Origin of the sequence: Pseudomonas arcuscaelestis, assembly GCF_016881005.1 — a bacterium.
Classification (GTDB): domain Bacteria; phylum Pseudomonadota; class Gammaproteobacteria; order Pseudomonadales; family Pseudomonadaceae; genus Aquipseudomonas; species Aquipseudomonas arcuscaelestis.
The window spans coordinates 93,540-109,738 of record NZ_JACOPV010000016.1 but is presented as its reverse complement, the minus strand read 5'-3'; the positions used below and the strand labels follow the sequence as shown (position 1 = coordinate 109,738).

The window sequence follows — 16,199 nt, the reverse complement described above, 5'->3', positions numbered from 1 at the left end:
GAGTTCATCGCGGGGCAAGTCCGCTGCCACTGAGCGCAAACACTGTGGCAGTGGGCTTGCCCCGCGATCTGACTTAAGCCAGGCTCTCGTCGATCACCAGCACCAGCTTGCCCGACACCTGATTGCTGGCAAGCTCGGCAAACGCGGCTTCGGCGTCCTTGATCGGGAAGGCCTTGGCCAGTTGTGGCTTGAGCCGCCCTTCAGTGAACAGTGGCCACACTTGCTGGCCCAGATCGCGCAGCAGTTCCGCCTTGAACTGATCGTCGCGCGTGCGCAGCGTCGATCCGGTCACTTGCACACGCTTGACCAGCAGTTGCGCCATATCCAACTCAGCCTTGCGCCCGCCCATCAAACCAATGATTACCCAGCGTCCATCCCGGGCCAGCAGTTTGAGGTTCAACTCGGCGTAGTTGGCCCCGACCGGGTCAAGAATCACATCGAACGGGCCGAAATCATTCAAGCTGTTAAGGTCATCACCGCGCACCACCCCGGCGCTGGCCCCCAGTTCTTCGCAGTAGGCCAGGCGCTCGGCCGAGCCGACGCTTACCCAGCACGGGCTGCCGAAGGCCTTGCACAGTTGAATAGCGGCCGAGCCGACGCCACTGGCGCCGGCATGCAGCAATACCTTCTCACCCGGCTTGAGCCCAGCCAGTTGGAACAGATTGAGCCAGGCAGTGGCGTACACCTCGGGAATCGCCGCAGCTTCGTGCAGGCTCAAACCTTCCGGCACCGGCAGCACATGACGGGCATCCACTACCACTTCTTCAGCCATGCCGCCGCCCGCCAGCAGCGCACAGACGCGGTCACCGACCTGCCAGGACGAACCTGCGCCCACTTCAGTGATCACCCCCGAGCATTCCAGGCCAAGAAACTCGCTCGCCCCAGGGGGTGGTGGATAAAGCCCTGCACGTTGCAGCAGATCGGCACGATTGAGGCCAGCAGCAGCCACACGAATTCGTACTTGACCGATATCGCAAGCTGGACTTGTCGTCGCAACCCACTCCACATGTCCGTCAACGCCTTGCAATGCCTTCACAGTGCCTCCATAGTTGAGTCATGACTGAGCCTGGGTGCTGTAGCCCCGGGCTTTTTGCATTATGCGTCCGGTTCTTATGGAACCGGCGAATTCAAAGACGGCCTAATATGCGTGATCAATTGTCCCTGCGTCGAATCAGCATGAAGCATTTTTTACCAAGCACCACCCTCGCACTGTTGATCGGACTGGGCAGTTTGCCGTTTACAGGCAATGCATTGGCTGCCAACAGCTGGGATAAACTCCAGCCTGATCGCGACGAAATCGTCGCCAGTCTCAACGTGGTCGAGCTGCTCAAGCGCCACCACTACAGCAAGCCGCCGCTCAATGATGCGCGCTCAGTCATCATCTATGACAGCTACATCAAGCTGCTCGACCCTGCGCGTAGCTACTTCCTGGCCAGCGACATCGCCGAGTTCGACAAGTGGAAGACGCAGTTCGACGACTTCCTCAAAAGCGGCAACCTGGACCCTGGCTTCACCATCTACAAGCGCTACCTGGACCGCGTCAAGTCGCGCCTGGACTTCGCCCTGGCCGAGCTGAACAAGGGTGTCGATAACTTCGACTTCAGCACCAAGGAAACGCTGCTGGTCGATCGCAAGGACGCCCCGTGGATCAAAAGCCAGGCAGAACTCGACGACCTGTGGCGCAAACGGGTCAAAGATGAAGTCTTGCGCCTGAAGATTGCCGGCAAAGAGCCAAAGGCAATTCAGGAGCTGCTGACCAAACGCTACAAGAACCAACTCTCGCGCCTGGACCAGACCCGCGCCGAAGACATCTTCCAGACCTACATCAACACCTTTGCGCAGTCCTACGACCCGCACACCAACTACCTGTCGCCCGACAGCGCGGAAAACTTCGATATCAACATGAGCCTGTCGCTCGAAGGTATCGGAGCCGTGCTGCAAAGCGACAACGATCAGGTCAAGATCGTGCGCCTGGTGCCTGCCGGCCCTGCCGCCAAGACCAAGCAGGTCGCTCCGGCCGACAAGATCATCGGCGTAGCCCAGGGCAACAAGGAAATGGTCGACGTGATCGGCTGGCGCCTGGATGAAGTGGTCAAGCTGATTCGTGGCCCGAAAGGTTCAGTGGTACGCCTGGAAGTGATTCCAGCCAGCAACGCCCCGAACGACCAGACCACCAAAATCGTGCCGATCACCCGTGAAGCGGTGAAACTTGAAGAGCAGGCAGCAAAAAAATCGGTGCTCAAGCTCAAGCAGGATGGGCGCGACTACAAGCTCGGCATCATCGAGATTCCGGCCTTCTACCTGGACTTCAAGGCCTTCCGGGCGGGCGATCCTGAGTACAAGAGCACCACGCGTGACGTGAAAAAACTGCTCACCGAATTGCAGAAGGAAAAAGTCGACGGCGTGGTCATCGACCTGCGCAACAACGGCGGTGGCTCTCTGCAGGAAGCGACCGAGCTGACCAGCCTGTTCATCGACAAAGGCCCGACGGTACTGGTACGCAACGCCGATGGCCGCGTCGATGTGCTTGAAGATGAAAACCCGGGTGCCTTCTACAAAGGTCCGCTGGCGTTGGTGGTCAACCGCTTGTCCGCCTCGGCGTCGGAGATTTTCGCCGGTGCCATGCAGGACTACCATCGTGCGTTGATTCTGGGTGGCCAAACCTTCGGTAAAGGCACGGTGCAGACTATCCAGCCGCTCAACCACGGCGAGCTGAAACTGACACTGGCCAAGTTCTACCGGGTTTCCGGGCAAAGCACCCAGCATCAGGGTGTACTGCCAGACATCGACTACCCGTCGATCATCGACACCAAGGAAATTGGCGAAAGCGCCCTGCCCGAAGCGATGCCGTGGGACACCATTCGCCCTGCGATCAAACCTGCGGTCGACCCGTTCAAGCCGTTCCTGGCCCAGCTCAAGGCACGCCACGACAGCCGCACCGCCAAGGACCCGGAGTTTGTCTATATCCGCGACCGCCTGGCGTTGACGCAAAAGCTGATGAACGAGAAAACCGTCAGCCTCAACGAAGCTGAACGCCGTGCCCAGCATGCCGATATCGAAAGCAAGCAACTAGCGCTGGAAAACACCCGACGCAAGGCCAAGGGCGAAGAGCCGCTCAAGGAACTGAAGAAGGAAGACGAAGACGCGCTGCCAGCGGAGCCGGACGATACCAAACCGGAAGACGACGCCTACCTCGCGGAGTCGGGACGTATCTTGCTCGACTACCTGGGTTTGAACTCGGCAGTGGCGAAAAACAACCCGTAATACGGTGATGGCAAAATAATGTGACTGTGCCTCTATTGCGTCATCAAACAGTCACGATTCTGTCGTGAAATAAGGGACTGAGCGCCACTGGCCTCAGTCCCTTTTTTTCAAGGTAGTACCGCCAATGACCGTGACCGAACAGCTCAGCGCGTTGAGCACCATTCTTGCTCAAGGCGGCTTGCACAGCCTGTTCCAGCCCATTGTCTGCCTGTCCGAGCGGCGTATCCTCGGCTACGAAGCCTTGAGCCGTGGCCCCTCCAACAGCCCCCTGCATTCACCGATCAACCTGTTTGGCGTCGCTCGCCAGGCCGGTCGTTTGACCGAGCTGGAAGTGGCCTGCCGGGAAAGCGCATGCAGACACTTCAGTCAGCAGCAACTGGATGGCAAGCTGTTCCTCAACGTGTCGCCTGAGTCCTTGCTGGAGCCTCAGTATCAGTCCGGGCGCACCTTGAAAATGCTGCACGAGCTGGGTTTATCGCCAAGCCGGGTGGTCATCGAGCTCACCGAGCAAACGCCTACCGACGACTTCCAACTGCTGTTCAATGCCCTGCACCACTATCGTGACATGGGTTTTTCGATTGCCCTGGATGACCTCGGCGCCGGCTATTCAAGCCTGCGTTTGTGGTCGGAACTCCGTCCGGACTACGTCAAGATCGATCGTCACTTTATCGATGGCATTCACCTGGATGCGGTCAAACGCGAGTTCGTCGGCTCCATCCTACAAATCGCCCGAGCATCGCGAGCGCAAGTGATCGCCGAAGGTATCGAGCTTGCCGAAGAGCTCAAGGTATTGACTGAAATGGGCGTCGACCTTGTTCAAGGCTACCTGCTCGGCCGTCCGCAGGAACAGCCATCGCGAGATATCCAGCACATGCTTGGCTGCCCTGAGCGGCAAATGCAGACCCTCAGCGAAGACGGCGGCAACCTGGCGGCCCTGCTCAACGAGCAGCCTGCGGTGCCGCAAGGCACCTCCACTGCGCAAGTGCTGGAACTGTTTCGGCGTCAGGCCAACCTCAATTCGCTGGCGGTACTCAATGAACACCGTCAACCCTGCGGTATCGTCCACCGTCATTCGTTGTCCGATGTTCTACTCAAACCTTTTGCCACCGACCTGTTCGCCCGCAAGCCGATCAGCAGGCTGATGAGCGACGATTTTCTGGCCGTGGAATTGACCCAGTCGCTGCAACAGGTCAGCCGTTTGCTCACCAGTCGAGCGCGTCAGCGCATTGAAGAAGACTTCATCATTATTCACAACGGCCGCTACCTGGGCCTGGGCCGGGTAATCGATGTACTCAAATTGATCACCGAGCAAAAAATCCAGCAGGCGCGTTATGCCAATCCCCTGACCCTGTTGCCGGGCAACGTTCCAATCCAGCAGTGCCTGACTCGCCTGCTGCAACAGCAGCGCGAGGCAACCATCTGCTATGTGGATATCGACAGTTTCAAGCCGTTCAATGACATCTACGGTTATGCCCGTGGCGACGAGGTCTTGCTGTGCCTGGCCCAATGCCTGAATGAACGGGTAGATCCAAACCACGACTTCGTCGGTCACATCGGCGGTGACGATTTCATGCTGGTTCTGGGTTCTGCCGACTGGGAGCGCAGGTTGCAACTGCTGCTCGAAGACTTCCAGCGCCAGTGCCGACGCTTCTACCGCCCCGAACATATGCAAGCGGGGTGTTTCATCGCCCCCAATCGCCAAGGGCAGCGTCAGGAGTTCGCGCTGTTGTCATTGTCTATCGGCGTGGTGCACCTGCGCCCGGAGGCATGCGCCGACCTCGATGCCGGGCAGCTTGCCGAACTGGCATCACAGGCCAAGCACCAGGCCTATGCGGGCACAGCCTGTACCTGATCGATACCGTGGGTAGGGATCAGGCTTCTTCTTTTTCCGGATAGCTGTATTCGAACACCCGCACCACTTCCGAGGCATGCCAGGAGGCAGCGGCCATGCCGTCCGATGGTCCGGCAAAGCGCCCGAGGCGCTCCACACACTCGAAAAAGCCGGTACGTGGCAAGCGGCTGGCGCCCTGGCTTATCACCAGCGAGCTGCGCAGGGGCTGTTCGGCACGGGCGTCGAGTGCCGCCAGATGTTCCAGCGCTGCGGTCAGGGTCTGCATGGCGGGGCTGGGCAGTTGCAGGCGTTCGAGTAACGCACGATAGGTCAGCAGGTGGCGTTGGCGGCGAGCCAGATCCAGCTCGTCGAGCAGACCATCCCAATGCTGGCGGCTGATCCGTACGCCGCTCACGTCGGCTCGCTCCATCCAGGGACACCTAGCTCCCACGCCAGACTACGACGAATCGCGGCATCAGGGTGGCGCTCGCCACTCTCGATCAAAGCCAGGTACACCGGGCTGATACCAACGCTGCGAGCCAGTTGCTCGGCAGCCAGCCCCTTGCCCTCGCGCAAACGCCCCAGCTCGCTGAAACACGGCAAGCTGCTGGTTTCTTGAGAGGTAGCATGCGCATCTTCAACAACCGTCGACTCCAATTGGCCTGCTGCCTTGAGCAGTGCCTGGTACTGCTCCCAAGGTACAACCGCATATTCGGGTTGACCGTCCCGGCTGATGACCTGAATACCCATTGCAACCCCCTTGTAGGATTACGAGATGTAATTTGTAGGCATAATCCTTATGCCAATTATATTACCAGCCCACAAGGGTGTGCAGCGTACTGATGAAATTAGCCTTTGGTCTGCTCCAGTCGTAGCGCTTCGGGGGTATCGGGCAGGCGTTCGACCACCCGCAGTTTTTCCGGCGCCTGACGCTTGCGCCAGGCGCTGAAGGCCGCCAGCTCATCGGACACAGCCTTCATTACCCAGGCCAGGACGGCGATGTCATCCAGCATGCCAACCCCCAGCAACCAGTCGGGAATGGCATCCAGCGGGCTTACGAAGTACAGCAACCCGGCGACCACAGTAACCAGCGCCTTGGTGCTGATCGAGCGGTATTCACCGCGCCACCAGGCCAGGCACAGCGCCTGCATCAAGCGCACGTCTTCGCGCAGCTTGCCCAGCCGTGGGCCTTTGCGCGCCACGGCGAAAATCAACGCTGGCAGACGGCCACGGCTGAGCAATCGCTCGGCCAAGGGCAGAAAGCGGGCGAAATTCCACGGAGCTTTCATACGTCCTCCATCCCCACCGGGGAAATGTTATCCACAATTATTGTGGATAACCTTGTGAACAGAGCCACTTTTGGAGCTCAGGGCGCCCGCCCGGCAAGGGCCGGGCTTAAATCGGGCGTTTTTTACACACCTGTTTCAATTGCGCAAACGTTTTGCCAATCCTGCACCTTTTACACATGGGGTGCAGCTTTTCAGACCGTCTGAGCCCTACAGCGTTCGTATCGATTACACAAACAACAACGCCCCGTAGAGACGGGGCGTTGTCGGTACTGCAAGCGAATTTACTCGGCTGCAGGATCAGCTGGCGCCTCGGCGTCAGGCTTGGCCTGGTCCTTGATGCCCAGCAGTTCCAGTTCGAATACCAGAACCGAATTGGCCGGGATCATCGGGCTTGGGCTTTGTGCGCCGTAAGCCAGGTCCGACGGAATGAACAGCTTGTACTTCTCACCAACGTGCATCAGTTGCAGGCCTTCGACCCAACCCGGGATCACGCCGCTTACTGGCAGGTCGATCGGGCTGCCGCGCTCGACCGAGCTGTCGAATACCTTGCCGTCGATCAGCTTGCCTTCGTAGTGAACAGTGACTACGTCGGTAGGCTTGGGCTGAGCGCCGTCGGCCTTCTTGACCACTTCGTACTGCAGGCCCGAAGCAGTGGTGACGACACCGGCTTTCTTGCCGTTTTCATCAAGGAACTTCTTGCCAGCGGCAGCCGATTCTTCGCTCATCTTGACCAGGCGCTCTTCAGCGCGCTTCTGCAAGGCAGCAAAGGCTTCGACCAGTTCTTCGTCCTTGATTTTCTGTTCTTTCTTGCCGACAGCATCTTCGATGCCTTGAGCGACAGCTTTAGAATCAAGGTCGTCCATGCCTTCCTGAGCCAGGCTTTTGCCCATGTTCAGGCCAATACCGTAGGAGGCTTTCTGTGCCGGAGTCTTGAGCTCGACGCTGGTCTGCGAATCGCAACCCGCCAGGACCAGACTAACCAGGGCAACCGCAGCCGCCAACCGATGCTGTTTCATGCTATTTCCTTGTTCATGCGCCAATAGGGCATTCGAGTAAAGCCGCGAGCTTATCAGGCGGCCACGACCAATGGCTACCGGCATGAGAGCAAGAAAAGCCGGATAAGTTCAGCCAAGTAAATCCATCTTCATACAAAGCTGCAGCCAGTGGCCAGTATTGACGGGGCCACGCACTTGGGCAACTTCTTCCAGCAGGTTTTGTAGCTGTTTGTAAGATTGCCAGGATTTCACGGGTAGCTGCCATCGCGGTACTGCCCTGCCACTTCGCGCAGCACTTCGCACAGCCAGCGCGTGGGCAAGCTCAACGGCAAAGCGGCATTGCTACAGATGCCTACCGAGCCGCCCGGCTCTTGTACGCCAAGGTCCAGCTCGCATAACTCACCGCGCCCCAGGTCGATGCGCACCGCATCCCTGGGTGCGACCCACACCGCGTCACTGCTTTGCACGTAACGCCGGCTCAAGGCGGGCGAAAGGGTTTCCAGGCGCTGGGCCGGCTGCTCGATGGCGCACTGGATAAACAAGCTGTCGGCATGCTTGCGAATAGTGGTGCCGGCCAGCGGTAGCACCAATGGGTAACGCCCCAGTTGGCTGCGCTCGACGGGCTGGCGCGCAAGCAACGGATGAGCCGGACGCACCACCAGCGACATCGACTCGCTGTACAGATGTTCGAACGACAGGCCTTGGATCTGCGGGCTGTCGGTCATGCGCCCGATCACCAGGTCAAGTTCGCCGACATGCAGTTGCGCCAGCAGGTGCGCGCTGGGCCCGGTGGCGACACTGACTACCAGGGCCTGGTGACGTTGATGCAGGCGGCACAGCACCTCCGGCATCAGCAGGCTTTCCACCGTCGACAGTACACCGACCTTGACCTGTGGTGGCGCGTGTTCTTCACCACGCAAGCTACTCACGCCTTCGCGCAGGGCCTGCACGCTCGGCCCTGCGTAGCGCATGAAGCGCACCCCGGCAGGGGTCAATTCGACGCCCTGCTTGCTGCGCTCGAACAGGCGGGTCTGCAAAAGCGCTTCCAACTCCTTGAGGGTTTTGGAAATCGCCGGCTGACTGATTGCCATGGCATCGGCAGCCTTGGCGAAACTGCCCTGGCGAGCGATTTCGAGAAAGCACAACAGGTGGCGGAATTTGATTCGGGTGTCGAGGTTCATCCTCGGAGTTTATCGAGGCCCTGACCAGCCTGCGACTGCTTTCGCCGGATGAACCTGCTGTTACTGCACGCCGATCTCTACCTGGTCACCGCGAATCCGCACCGGCCACACTTGCAGGCCCTGCTGCGCATCTTCCAGGCAGTGACCATCGCGCAGGCTGAAATGCTGTTTGTACAAGGGCGCTGCAACCACCAACTCGCCTTTGATGTGCCCGATCAGACCGCGACCGATCACATTGGCGCCTGACTTGGGGTCGTGGTTGTCGATAGCAAACAGGGGTGTTTGCTCCTCAGGCAGGTAGAACAGCGCCACCTGCCGGCCTTCGAACCAGACAACCACGCCCGATTGCGCAACCAGGTCCTGGCGGTTGCACACCGCTTGCCAGTCTTGGGTTTGCAGGTTTACAGCAGCATTGGACAGACTCATCACAGCACCTCTTCAGTGGTCGGGATCAAGTGAAGCTCTGCGGCGGCAATGGGGCGGCGTTGACCACGCTCACGAACAAAATGCACGCCGGGGTCTGGGCGATGGTCATTGACGAAAGTGCGAAAGCGCTTGAGCTTCTCGGGATCCTTGAGAGCATTGGCCCATTCACATTCGTAGCGATCGACCACTAACTGCATCTGAGCTTCCAGCTCGGCAGCCAGGCCTAGTGAATCTTCGATAATGACCTGTTTCAGATAGTTCAAGCCGCCTTCCAGGCTCTCGCGCCACACCGAGGTACGCTGCAATTTGTCGGCGGTGCGAATGTAGAACATCAGTACCCGATCGATGAGACGAATCAGCCCGGCATCATCCAGGTCAGTGGCGAACAGCTCGGCATGGCGCGGACGCATGCCGCCATTGCCACAGATGTACAGGTTCCAGCCCTTCTCGGTGGCGATTACACCAATATCCTTACTCTGCGCTTCGGCACATTCGCGGGTGCAGCCAGAGACGGCGAACTTGAGTTTGTGCGGCGAGCGCAGGCCCTTGTAGCGGTCTTCCAGGAGCAGGGCCATTTTTACGCTGTCTTGCACGCCATAGCGGCACCAGGTACTGCCGACACAGGACTTTACCGTGCGCGTGGACTTGCCGTAGGCGTGGCCGGTTTCGAAGCCGGCTTCGATCAATTCACTCCAGATCGCCGGCAACTCATGCAATTGCGCGCCAAAAAGATCGATGCGCTGGCCACCGGTAATCTTGGTGTAGAGGTCGTATTTTTTCGCCACCTCACCGATGACGATGAGCTTGTCCGGGGTAATTTCACCGCCAGGAATTCGCGGCACAACCGAATAGGTACCATTCTTTTGCATGTTGGCCATGAAGGTGTCGTTGGTGTCCTGCAACGGCACCAGCGATGCGTCCATGATGGGCTGGTTCCAGCACGATGCGAGGATGGAGCCGACCGTGGGCTTGCAGATGTCGCAACCGACATGGCCGCGACCATGCTTGGCGAGCATTTCGTCAAAACTGAGGATGCCCTCAACGCGTACCAGGGCATACAACTCTTGGCGCGTGTAGGCAAAGTGTTCGCACAGGCTCTTGTCGACACTGACACCCCGAGCAATCAGCTCATGCTCAAAGACTTGCTTGAGCAATGCCGCGCAACCACCGCAACCGGTACACGCCTTGGTCTGTTGCTTGAGGGCAGCCAGTTCGCCACACCCCTCGTCGATGGCGCCGCAGATCGCGCCTTTGCTGACGTTGTGGCAGGAGCAGATGGTCGCAGTGTCCGGCAGGGCATCGGCACCGAGGGTCGGCGCCCCGGACACTTGCGGCAGAATCAAGGCCGCGGGATCAGCCGGCAGGGCAATTGCGTTCTGCACGTATTGCAGCAAGGTGTCGTAATAGCTGTTATCGCCTACCAGCACCGCGCCCAGCACGCGTTTGCCCGAGGCATCCACGACCAGGCGGCGGTACGCCGAGTTGGCTTCATCGATGAAGCGGTAGCTGCGCGCCCCGGGTGTTGCGCCGTGGGCATCGCCGATCGAACCGACGTCAACGCCGAGCAACTTGAGCTTGGTCGACATGTCGGCACCCTTGAAGCGGGCGGCCGCATCCCCCATCAGCGTCGCCGCGACGTTACGCGCCATGCTGTAGCCCGGCGCTACGAGGCCGAACACGCTGCCGTTCCACGATGCGCATTCGCCAATGGCAAAAATGCGCGGGTCGCTGCTGCGACAATCACTGTCGATCACCACGCCACCGCGTGCGGCAATCTCCAAACCGCTGCTGCGCCCCAAGGCATCCTGCGGACGGATACCGGCGGAAAACACGATCAGGTCGGTTTCCAGGTATTCGCCACCCTCGAAGTTCATCCGGTAGCGATAGTCTTCACCGGTTACCACCGCTTGCGTGCCGCGCGAGACATGCACACCGACCCCCAGTGCCTCGATCTGCGCCCGCAGGGCTGCGCCACCTTCGCTGTCCAACTGCACCGGCATCAAGCGTGGTGCGAACTCCACCACATGCGCTTCGAGCCCCAGTGACTTAAGGGCGTTGGCAGCTTCAAGCCCCAGCAGCCCGCCGCCGACCACCACGCCACGTCGTGCATGGGCAGCCGCCGCGCGGATACCATCCAGATCATCGAGGGTGCGGTAGACCAGACGCGACGCCCCTTCGCAGCCAACCACCGGTGGAACGAAAGGGTAGGAACCGGTGGCCAGGATCAGTTGGTCGTAGCGGTAGCGTCCAGCCGACGTCAACACTTCGCAACGTTCGCGGTCGATCTCCAGCACCGTTTCGCCCAAGTGCAGGCTGACGCCGCTGTCGGCGTACAGGCTCGCATCGCCCAGGGCCAAGGCTTCAGCGTCGCTGCCACTGAAATACTCGGACAAGTGAACACGGTCGTAGGCACGCTGGCGCTCCTCGCCGAACACCCTCACCTCGAAACGGCTCAACGCATTGCGCTCAATCAGTTGCTCAACGCAGTGGTGCCCGACCATGCCGTTGCCGACGATGATCAACTTCTGCCGCTGGACAATAGTTTCTGCATTCATACCCGATCCTCACTCAAGGCCATTCACGGTGGCTGTGCTGCTGGGGCTAGCCCGGAAAAACAAAAAGGCGCCTGGAGCCGAAGCTCCAGGCGCCTTTGCCTGGTCGTTTTATGTAGTTCAGGGTGCAGATCGCCATTGACCTGCCAGAACGTTGTAACAGTGCAGTAGCAGAGAGCGTGCCAACTGCCAAACTCGCTGAAACCGGGGCCTGTGGTTACAGCCAAGCGCACTTTCCGACCCAGCCTGGTGCAGCCCTCCCCCTTATGGGGCGCTCAATACACATCGCGCAGATAGCGCTTGTTGCGACTCATCTCAGCGACGTAGGCATCAGCCTGATCGACGTTCATCGCTCCATGCTTGGTAATCACCTGCCTGAGCGCCGCATCGACGTCACGGGCCATGCGCTCGGCGTCACCACAGACATAAAAGTGCCCCCCTTCCTCCAACCAGCGCCAAAGCTCAGCGCCTTGCTCGAGCATGCGTTGCTGCACATAGATTTTTTCCGACTGATCGCGGGAGAACGCGGTGTCCAGCCGATGCAAATGCCCTTCGCGCTGCCAATTCAACAACTCGTCCCGGTAGTAAAAATCGCTGGCAGCCTTTTGCTCGCCGAACAGCAGCCAGTTGCGCCCCTTGGCTGCCTCGGCCTGACGCTCCTGCAAGAACGCTCGAAAGGGTGCTACCCCAGTGCCGGGGCCGACCATGATCACCGGCGCAGTGTTGTCCTTGGGCAAGCGAAAATGGGCGGTCGGTTGGGTGAAAATAGCCACTTCTGCCTGTGCAACGCGATCGGCCAGGTAGGTGGAGCAAACGCCTTTGCGCTGGCCGTAGCGAACGGTGGAGAGGGTCAGGTGAACCTGATCCGGATGCAGCTTGGGGCTTGAACTGATCGAGTACAGCCGGGGCTGCAAGGGTTTGAGCAGGCTCAACCAGGTTTCCTGGTCCCATTGCGGCTGGAAAGCATGCACCAGGTCGATCAGTTGTTTGCCCCACAGCCACGCTTTGAGGGCCGCCTTGTTTTGCGGCTTGAGCAGATCGGTCAGCATTGAGTCGCCGCTATGTCGGGCAATGGCTTCGAGGATTGCCGGGGTAATGCGGGCAATTTCCAGGTGCTCGCTCAAGGCGCTGCACAACGCCATGTCGGCCTTGCCTTTAAGGCTGACAGGGCTGGCTCCCTCAAGCCCCGCCGCCGTCAGCAACTCATCCACCAGCGCCGGGCAGTTGCGCGGCCACACGCCCAAGGCATCACCCGCCTGATAGCGCATTTCGCTACCGGCCAAATCGAAGATTATCTGCCGTGTTTCCTTGCTCGCTCCTGGACTGTTCAGCAAGCGGTTGCCCACCAATCTGGTCGGCAACGGCTTGTGCTTGTTGAAACCCGAGGTCGCCGGCGCTGGCATAGGCAGAGCAAGCAGCGGCGCCTGCTGGCCGAGCTTGCTGAGCAAGGCCTGCAGCCATTGCCCGGCGGGCTCGCTGAAGTCCCCCTCGCAATCGACGCGTGCCAGCAGGCGCTGGCCGCCCACCTCGGACAAGCGCTGGTCCAGCTTGCGACCAAAGCCACAAAACTGCTCGTAGCTGGAATCGCCCAGGGCCAATACCGCATAGGGCAGCCCGGCACAGCGTTGCGAATGCTCGCCATGCAGGTCCTGCCAAAAACCGGCGCCTGAATCTGGCGCATCGCCGTCACCAAACGTACTGGCGATCAACAGCAGACTAGCGGGGCTATCGAGTTGCGCCAGCGCTACATCTTCCATGCAGCTCAACTGCACCGCCAGCCCCACTTCGCGCAAGCGCGCTGCGCACTGTTCGGCAAGGGCCTGGCCGTTGCCGGTTTGCGAGGCCCAGAGCAACAAATGCTGGTCTTGCATCGAAACAGGCGGCTGCTCAATTTCAACTGCCTTTATGCGCTCACCTGCTACCCGGCTTAACGCCACTGCGCAGTATTTGAAAGCAGGTTGCAGCGAGTCAGGATCAACGGCGTCACTGGTCAGTGCGTTAATTGCCAGGTTTTCACCGTAGACATCGTTCCAATGAAAGGGGGCAAAGCAATTGCCCGGCAGCACCCGCGTGGTGATTCGTGCCGGTAATACTGCCCGACCCCGTCGAGAACGTATTTGCACCTGGTCTTTTTCAGCGATCCCCAGGCGTGTGGCATCTTCCGGATGAATTTCCACAAAGGGGCCTGGATCAAGCTTGTTCAGTGCGCCAACCTTGCCGGTCTTGGTCAGCGTGTGCCATTGATGCTGGACCCGGCCGGTATTGAGCACCAGGACAAACTCATCATCCGGCAACTCGGCAGCAGGCAGGCACGGACGCGCAAAGAAACGCGCCTTGGCGCTGCTGGTGGGAAAGGCAATGCTCGGTGCATGCCCTTGAGTATCGCGGTACAGCGTCTGGCTGATGCCGTCGTTGCGATAGCGCAGCGGGCTGCGCGTGTCTGTGCGCCCGGGTTCGCACGGCCACTGCCGAGGCGCCTGGCGCAAGGCGGTATAGCTGATCCCACGCACATCGTAGCCCGTCGCGGGATTCCAGGCGCGGCGGATTTCATCGAACACAGCCTCGGCATTTTCGTAGCTGAAGGCCTCGGCGTAGCCCATGGCACAAGCAACCCGGGCGATGATTTGCCAGTCCGGCAAGCTGTCACCCGCAGGCTCTACGGCCTTGCTCATCAAAGTCAGGTTGCGCTCGGAGTTGATCATCACCCCTTCGCCTTCGGCCCAAAGCGCCGCGGGCAGGAGGATATCGGCGTAGCGGTTGGTTTCGGTATCGAGAAAGGCATCCTGGGTGATCACCAGCGCTGCCTTGCGCAATCCATCGATCACCTGCTGGCGATTGGCAACGCTGGCCACCGGGTTGCTGCAAATAATCCAGCACGCCTTGATCTGCCCCGCAGCCAATTGCTCGAACAAGGCCACGGTGCCATCCCCCGCTTCACGGCGCAGACTGCCAGCAGGCACTTGCCAGAGCTGCTCGACAAAAGCCCGATCACTGTCGAGCAAAGCTGAGCGCTGACCGGGCAGGCCCGCGCCCATGTAGCCCATCTCGCGCCCGCCCATGGCGTTGGGCTGGCCGGTCAGGGAGAACGGCCCGCTACCGGGCCGACAGATTGCGCCAGTGGCCAGGTGCAAATTGCACAGTGCGTTGGTCTGCCAGGTACCATGAATGCTCTGGTTCAGGCCCATGGTCCAGCAGCTCATCCACTCCGGCGCCTGGCCGATCCAGTCGGCGGCCTGACGAATGTCCGCCTCGGCAAGGCCGGTGATGGCCGCGACGCGCTCGGGGGTGTAATCCTCGAGAAAGTCCGCCATGGCTTCCCAGCCTTCGGTGTAGCGCGCGATGAAGGCGTGGTCACAGTGGCCCTTGTGCCTGAGCAAATACAGCAGGCCATTGAGCAGCGCCAGATCGGTGCCCGGCTTGATCTGCAGGAACAGGTCGGCCTTGTCGGCGGTCGCACTCCGCCGCGGATCGACAACGATCAGTCGAGCCCCGGCCTTGAGCCGATCAAGCAGGCGCAGAAAGAGAATCGGATGACAGTCGGCCATGTTCGCGCCGATGACGAAGAACACGTCGGCGCGATCAATGTCCTGGTAGCTGCCCGGTGGTCCGTCGGCGCCCAGCGATTGCTTGTAGCCACTGCTGGCGCTGGCCATGCACAGACGCGAATTGGACTCGATGTGTCGGCTACGGATAAAGCCTTTGGCCAGTTTGTTGATCAGGTACTGGGCCTCCAGCGACATCTGGCCGGAGACATAGAACCCCAGGGCGTCTGGCCCGTGCTCGTCGATGATTGCACGCAAGCGCAGCGCCGTCTGCTCAATGGCGACATCGATGGCTGTCTGCACCGGATCGCGCTGGCGCTCGTTGCGCAGGAAGGCGTGCTCCATACGACCTGAATCGCGCAACGGCAAATGCGCTGTCAACCCTTTGGTGCACAAGCGCCCGAAATTGCTCGGATGCTGCTTGTCACCACTGATCTTGGTCACCCGGTTGCCCTCAACCGACATGACAATGCCACACCCGACCCCACAATAAGGGCAAACGCTACGCACACTGGTGCTGCTCATCTGCCGACCTCCTGCTTGCGCAAACAAAAAGGCGCCCTGCTGCCCCGGCTTGAAAAACAAGCGGGGCAACACGGCGCCTTTGTCGTGAACGGGGCAATCTGCGTTGATTGCCGAATGTTCAAGCTAAAGCAAGGGTCGCGCCAGAACCGCAGGCGCCGCATGAGCCCGCGATTTGCTCAAGCGCGCAGCGCAACTTTTGCACTGCCTTGGGTATGCGCGCACCAACTCGGCCCATGCTGGCACGGAGAAAGCAATGGCGTACCAGCGTGCTGGTGGAGTCTGGAAAAATTCCAGGCACAAAAAAAGCGACCCTAAGGTCACTTTCTTTGTTGCTTCAGGGTGTTCAGTGGGCCCTGAAGCTAAATATGGCGCAGCGGACGGGACTCGAACCCGCGACCCCCGGCGTGACAGGCCGGTATTCTAACCGACTGAACTACCGCTGCGCTATACACTGAGTGGTGGGTGATGACGGGATCGAACCGCCGACCCTCTGCTTGTAAGGCAGATGCTCTCCCGGCTGAGCTAATCACCCTTCGTCTCGGTGTGGCGCGCATTCTACGGAGCACCGAACACTCTGGCAAGCACTTTTTTAAA

General features: G+C 59.9%; 11 protein-coding genes and 2 tRNA genes. 2 read left to right on the top strand and 11 right to left on the bottom strand.

Annotation, left to right across the window (positions count from 1 at the left end):
* Positions 1–73 precede the first annotated feature (73 nt).
* Positions 74–1,036, bottom strand: a complete 963-nt coding sequence (locus H8F21_RS23235; protein ID WP_203585416.1) for an NAD(P)H-quinone oxidoreductase — start codon at positions 1,034–1,036, stop codon at positions 74–76.
* 140 nt (positions 1,037–1,176) lie between these two features.
* On the opposite strand from H8F21_RS23235, the gene H8F21_RS23230 reads away from it, so the two are divergent.
* Positions 1,177–3,264 (top strand): carboxy terminal-processing peptidase, encoded by a 2,088-nt coding sequence (locus H8F21_RS23230; protein WP_203479696.1) that lies wholly within the window; start codon positions 1,177–1,179, stop codon positions 3,262–3,264.
* 124 nt (positions 3,265–3,388) lie between these two features.
* Positions 3,389–5,116, top strand: coding sequence for a bifunctional diguanylate cyclase/phosphodiesterase (locus H8F21_RS23225; RefSeq protein ID WP_203585415.1), 1,728 nt, complete (start codon positions 3,389–3,391; stop codon positions 5,114–5,116).
* Between the two features lie 19 nt (positions 5,117–5,135).
* On the opposite strand, the gene H8F21_RS23220 is transcribed toward H8F21_RS23225, so the two are convergent.
* From H8F21_RS23220 to H8F21_RS23175, 10 genes are all read right to left on the bottom strand, one after another.
* Positions 5,136–5,525, bottom strand: a complete 390-nt coding sequence (locus H8F21_RS23220; RefSeq protein ID WP_203479608.1) for a hypothetical protein — start codon at positions 5,523–5,525, stop codon at positions 5,136–5,138.
* The gene (locus tag H8F21_RS23215) at positions 5,507–5,845 is read right to left on the bottom strand and encodes a helix-turn-helix domain-containing protein (RefSeq protein ID WP_136475021.1); all 339 of its coding nucleotides are present in this window, start codon (positions 5,843–5,845) and stop codon (positions 5,507–5,509) included. Before H8F21_RS23215 ends, H8F21_RS23220 begins: the two co-directional genes overlap by 19 nt.
* A 98-nt stretch (positions 5,846–5,943) precedes the next feature.
* Positions 5,944–6,384 (bottom strand): YkvA family protein, encoded by a 441-nt coding sequence (locus tag H8F21_RS23210; RefSeq protein WP_136475020.1) that lies wholly within the window; start codon positions 6,382–6,384, stop codon positions 5,944–5,946.
* A 281-nt stretch (positions 6,385–6,665) separates the two neighbouring features.
* Positions 6,666–7,400, bottom strand: coding sequence for an FKBP-type peptidyl-prolyl cis-trans isomerase (locus H8F21_RS23205; RefSeq protein WP_136475019.1), 735 nt, complete (start codon positions 7,398–7,400; stop codon positions 6,666–6,668).
* 227 nt (positions 7,401–7,627) lie between these two features.
* A complete protein-coding gene (gene pcaQ / locus H8F21_RS23200) occupies positions 7,628–8,560 on the bottom strand; it encodes a pca operon transcription factor PcaQ (protein WP_203479610.1) in 933 nt (310 codons plus the stop codon).
* Between the two features lie 60 nt (positions 8,561–8,620).
* The gene (gene nirD / locus H8F21_RS23195; protein ID WP_203543019.1) at positions 8,621–8,986 is read right to left on the bottom strand and encodes a nitrite reductase small subunit NirD; all 366 of its coding nucleotides are present in this window, start codon (positions 8,984–8,986) and stop codon (positions 8,621–8,623) included.
* Positions 8,986–11,541: a nitrite reductase large subunit NirB gene (gene nirB, locus H8F21_RS23190; protein WP_203543020.1), complete on the bottom strand. Its 2,556-nt coding sequence runs from the start codon at positions 11,539–11,541 to the stop codon at positions 8,986–8,988. Before nirB ends, nirD begins: the two co-directional genes overlap by 1 nt.
* Positions 11,542–11,813: 272 nt before the next feature.
* A complete protein-coding gene (locus H8F21_RS23185) occupies positions 11,814–15,605 on the bottom strand; it encodes a bifunctional nitrate reductase/sulfite reductase flavoprotein subunit alpha (protein ID WP_203585414.1) in 3,792 nt (1,263 codons plus the stop codon).
* 366 nt (positions 15,606–15,971) lie between these two features.
* Positions 15,972–16,048, bottom strand: a tRNA-Asp gene (locus H8F21_RS23180).
* A gap of 13 nt (positions 16,049–16,061) precedes the next feature.
* Positions 16,062–16,137: transfer RNA gene (locus H8F21_RS23175), tRNA-Val, on the bottom strand.
* Positions 16,138–16,199: the final 62 nt, after the last annotated feature.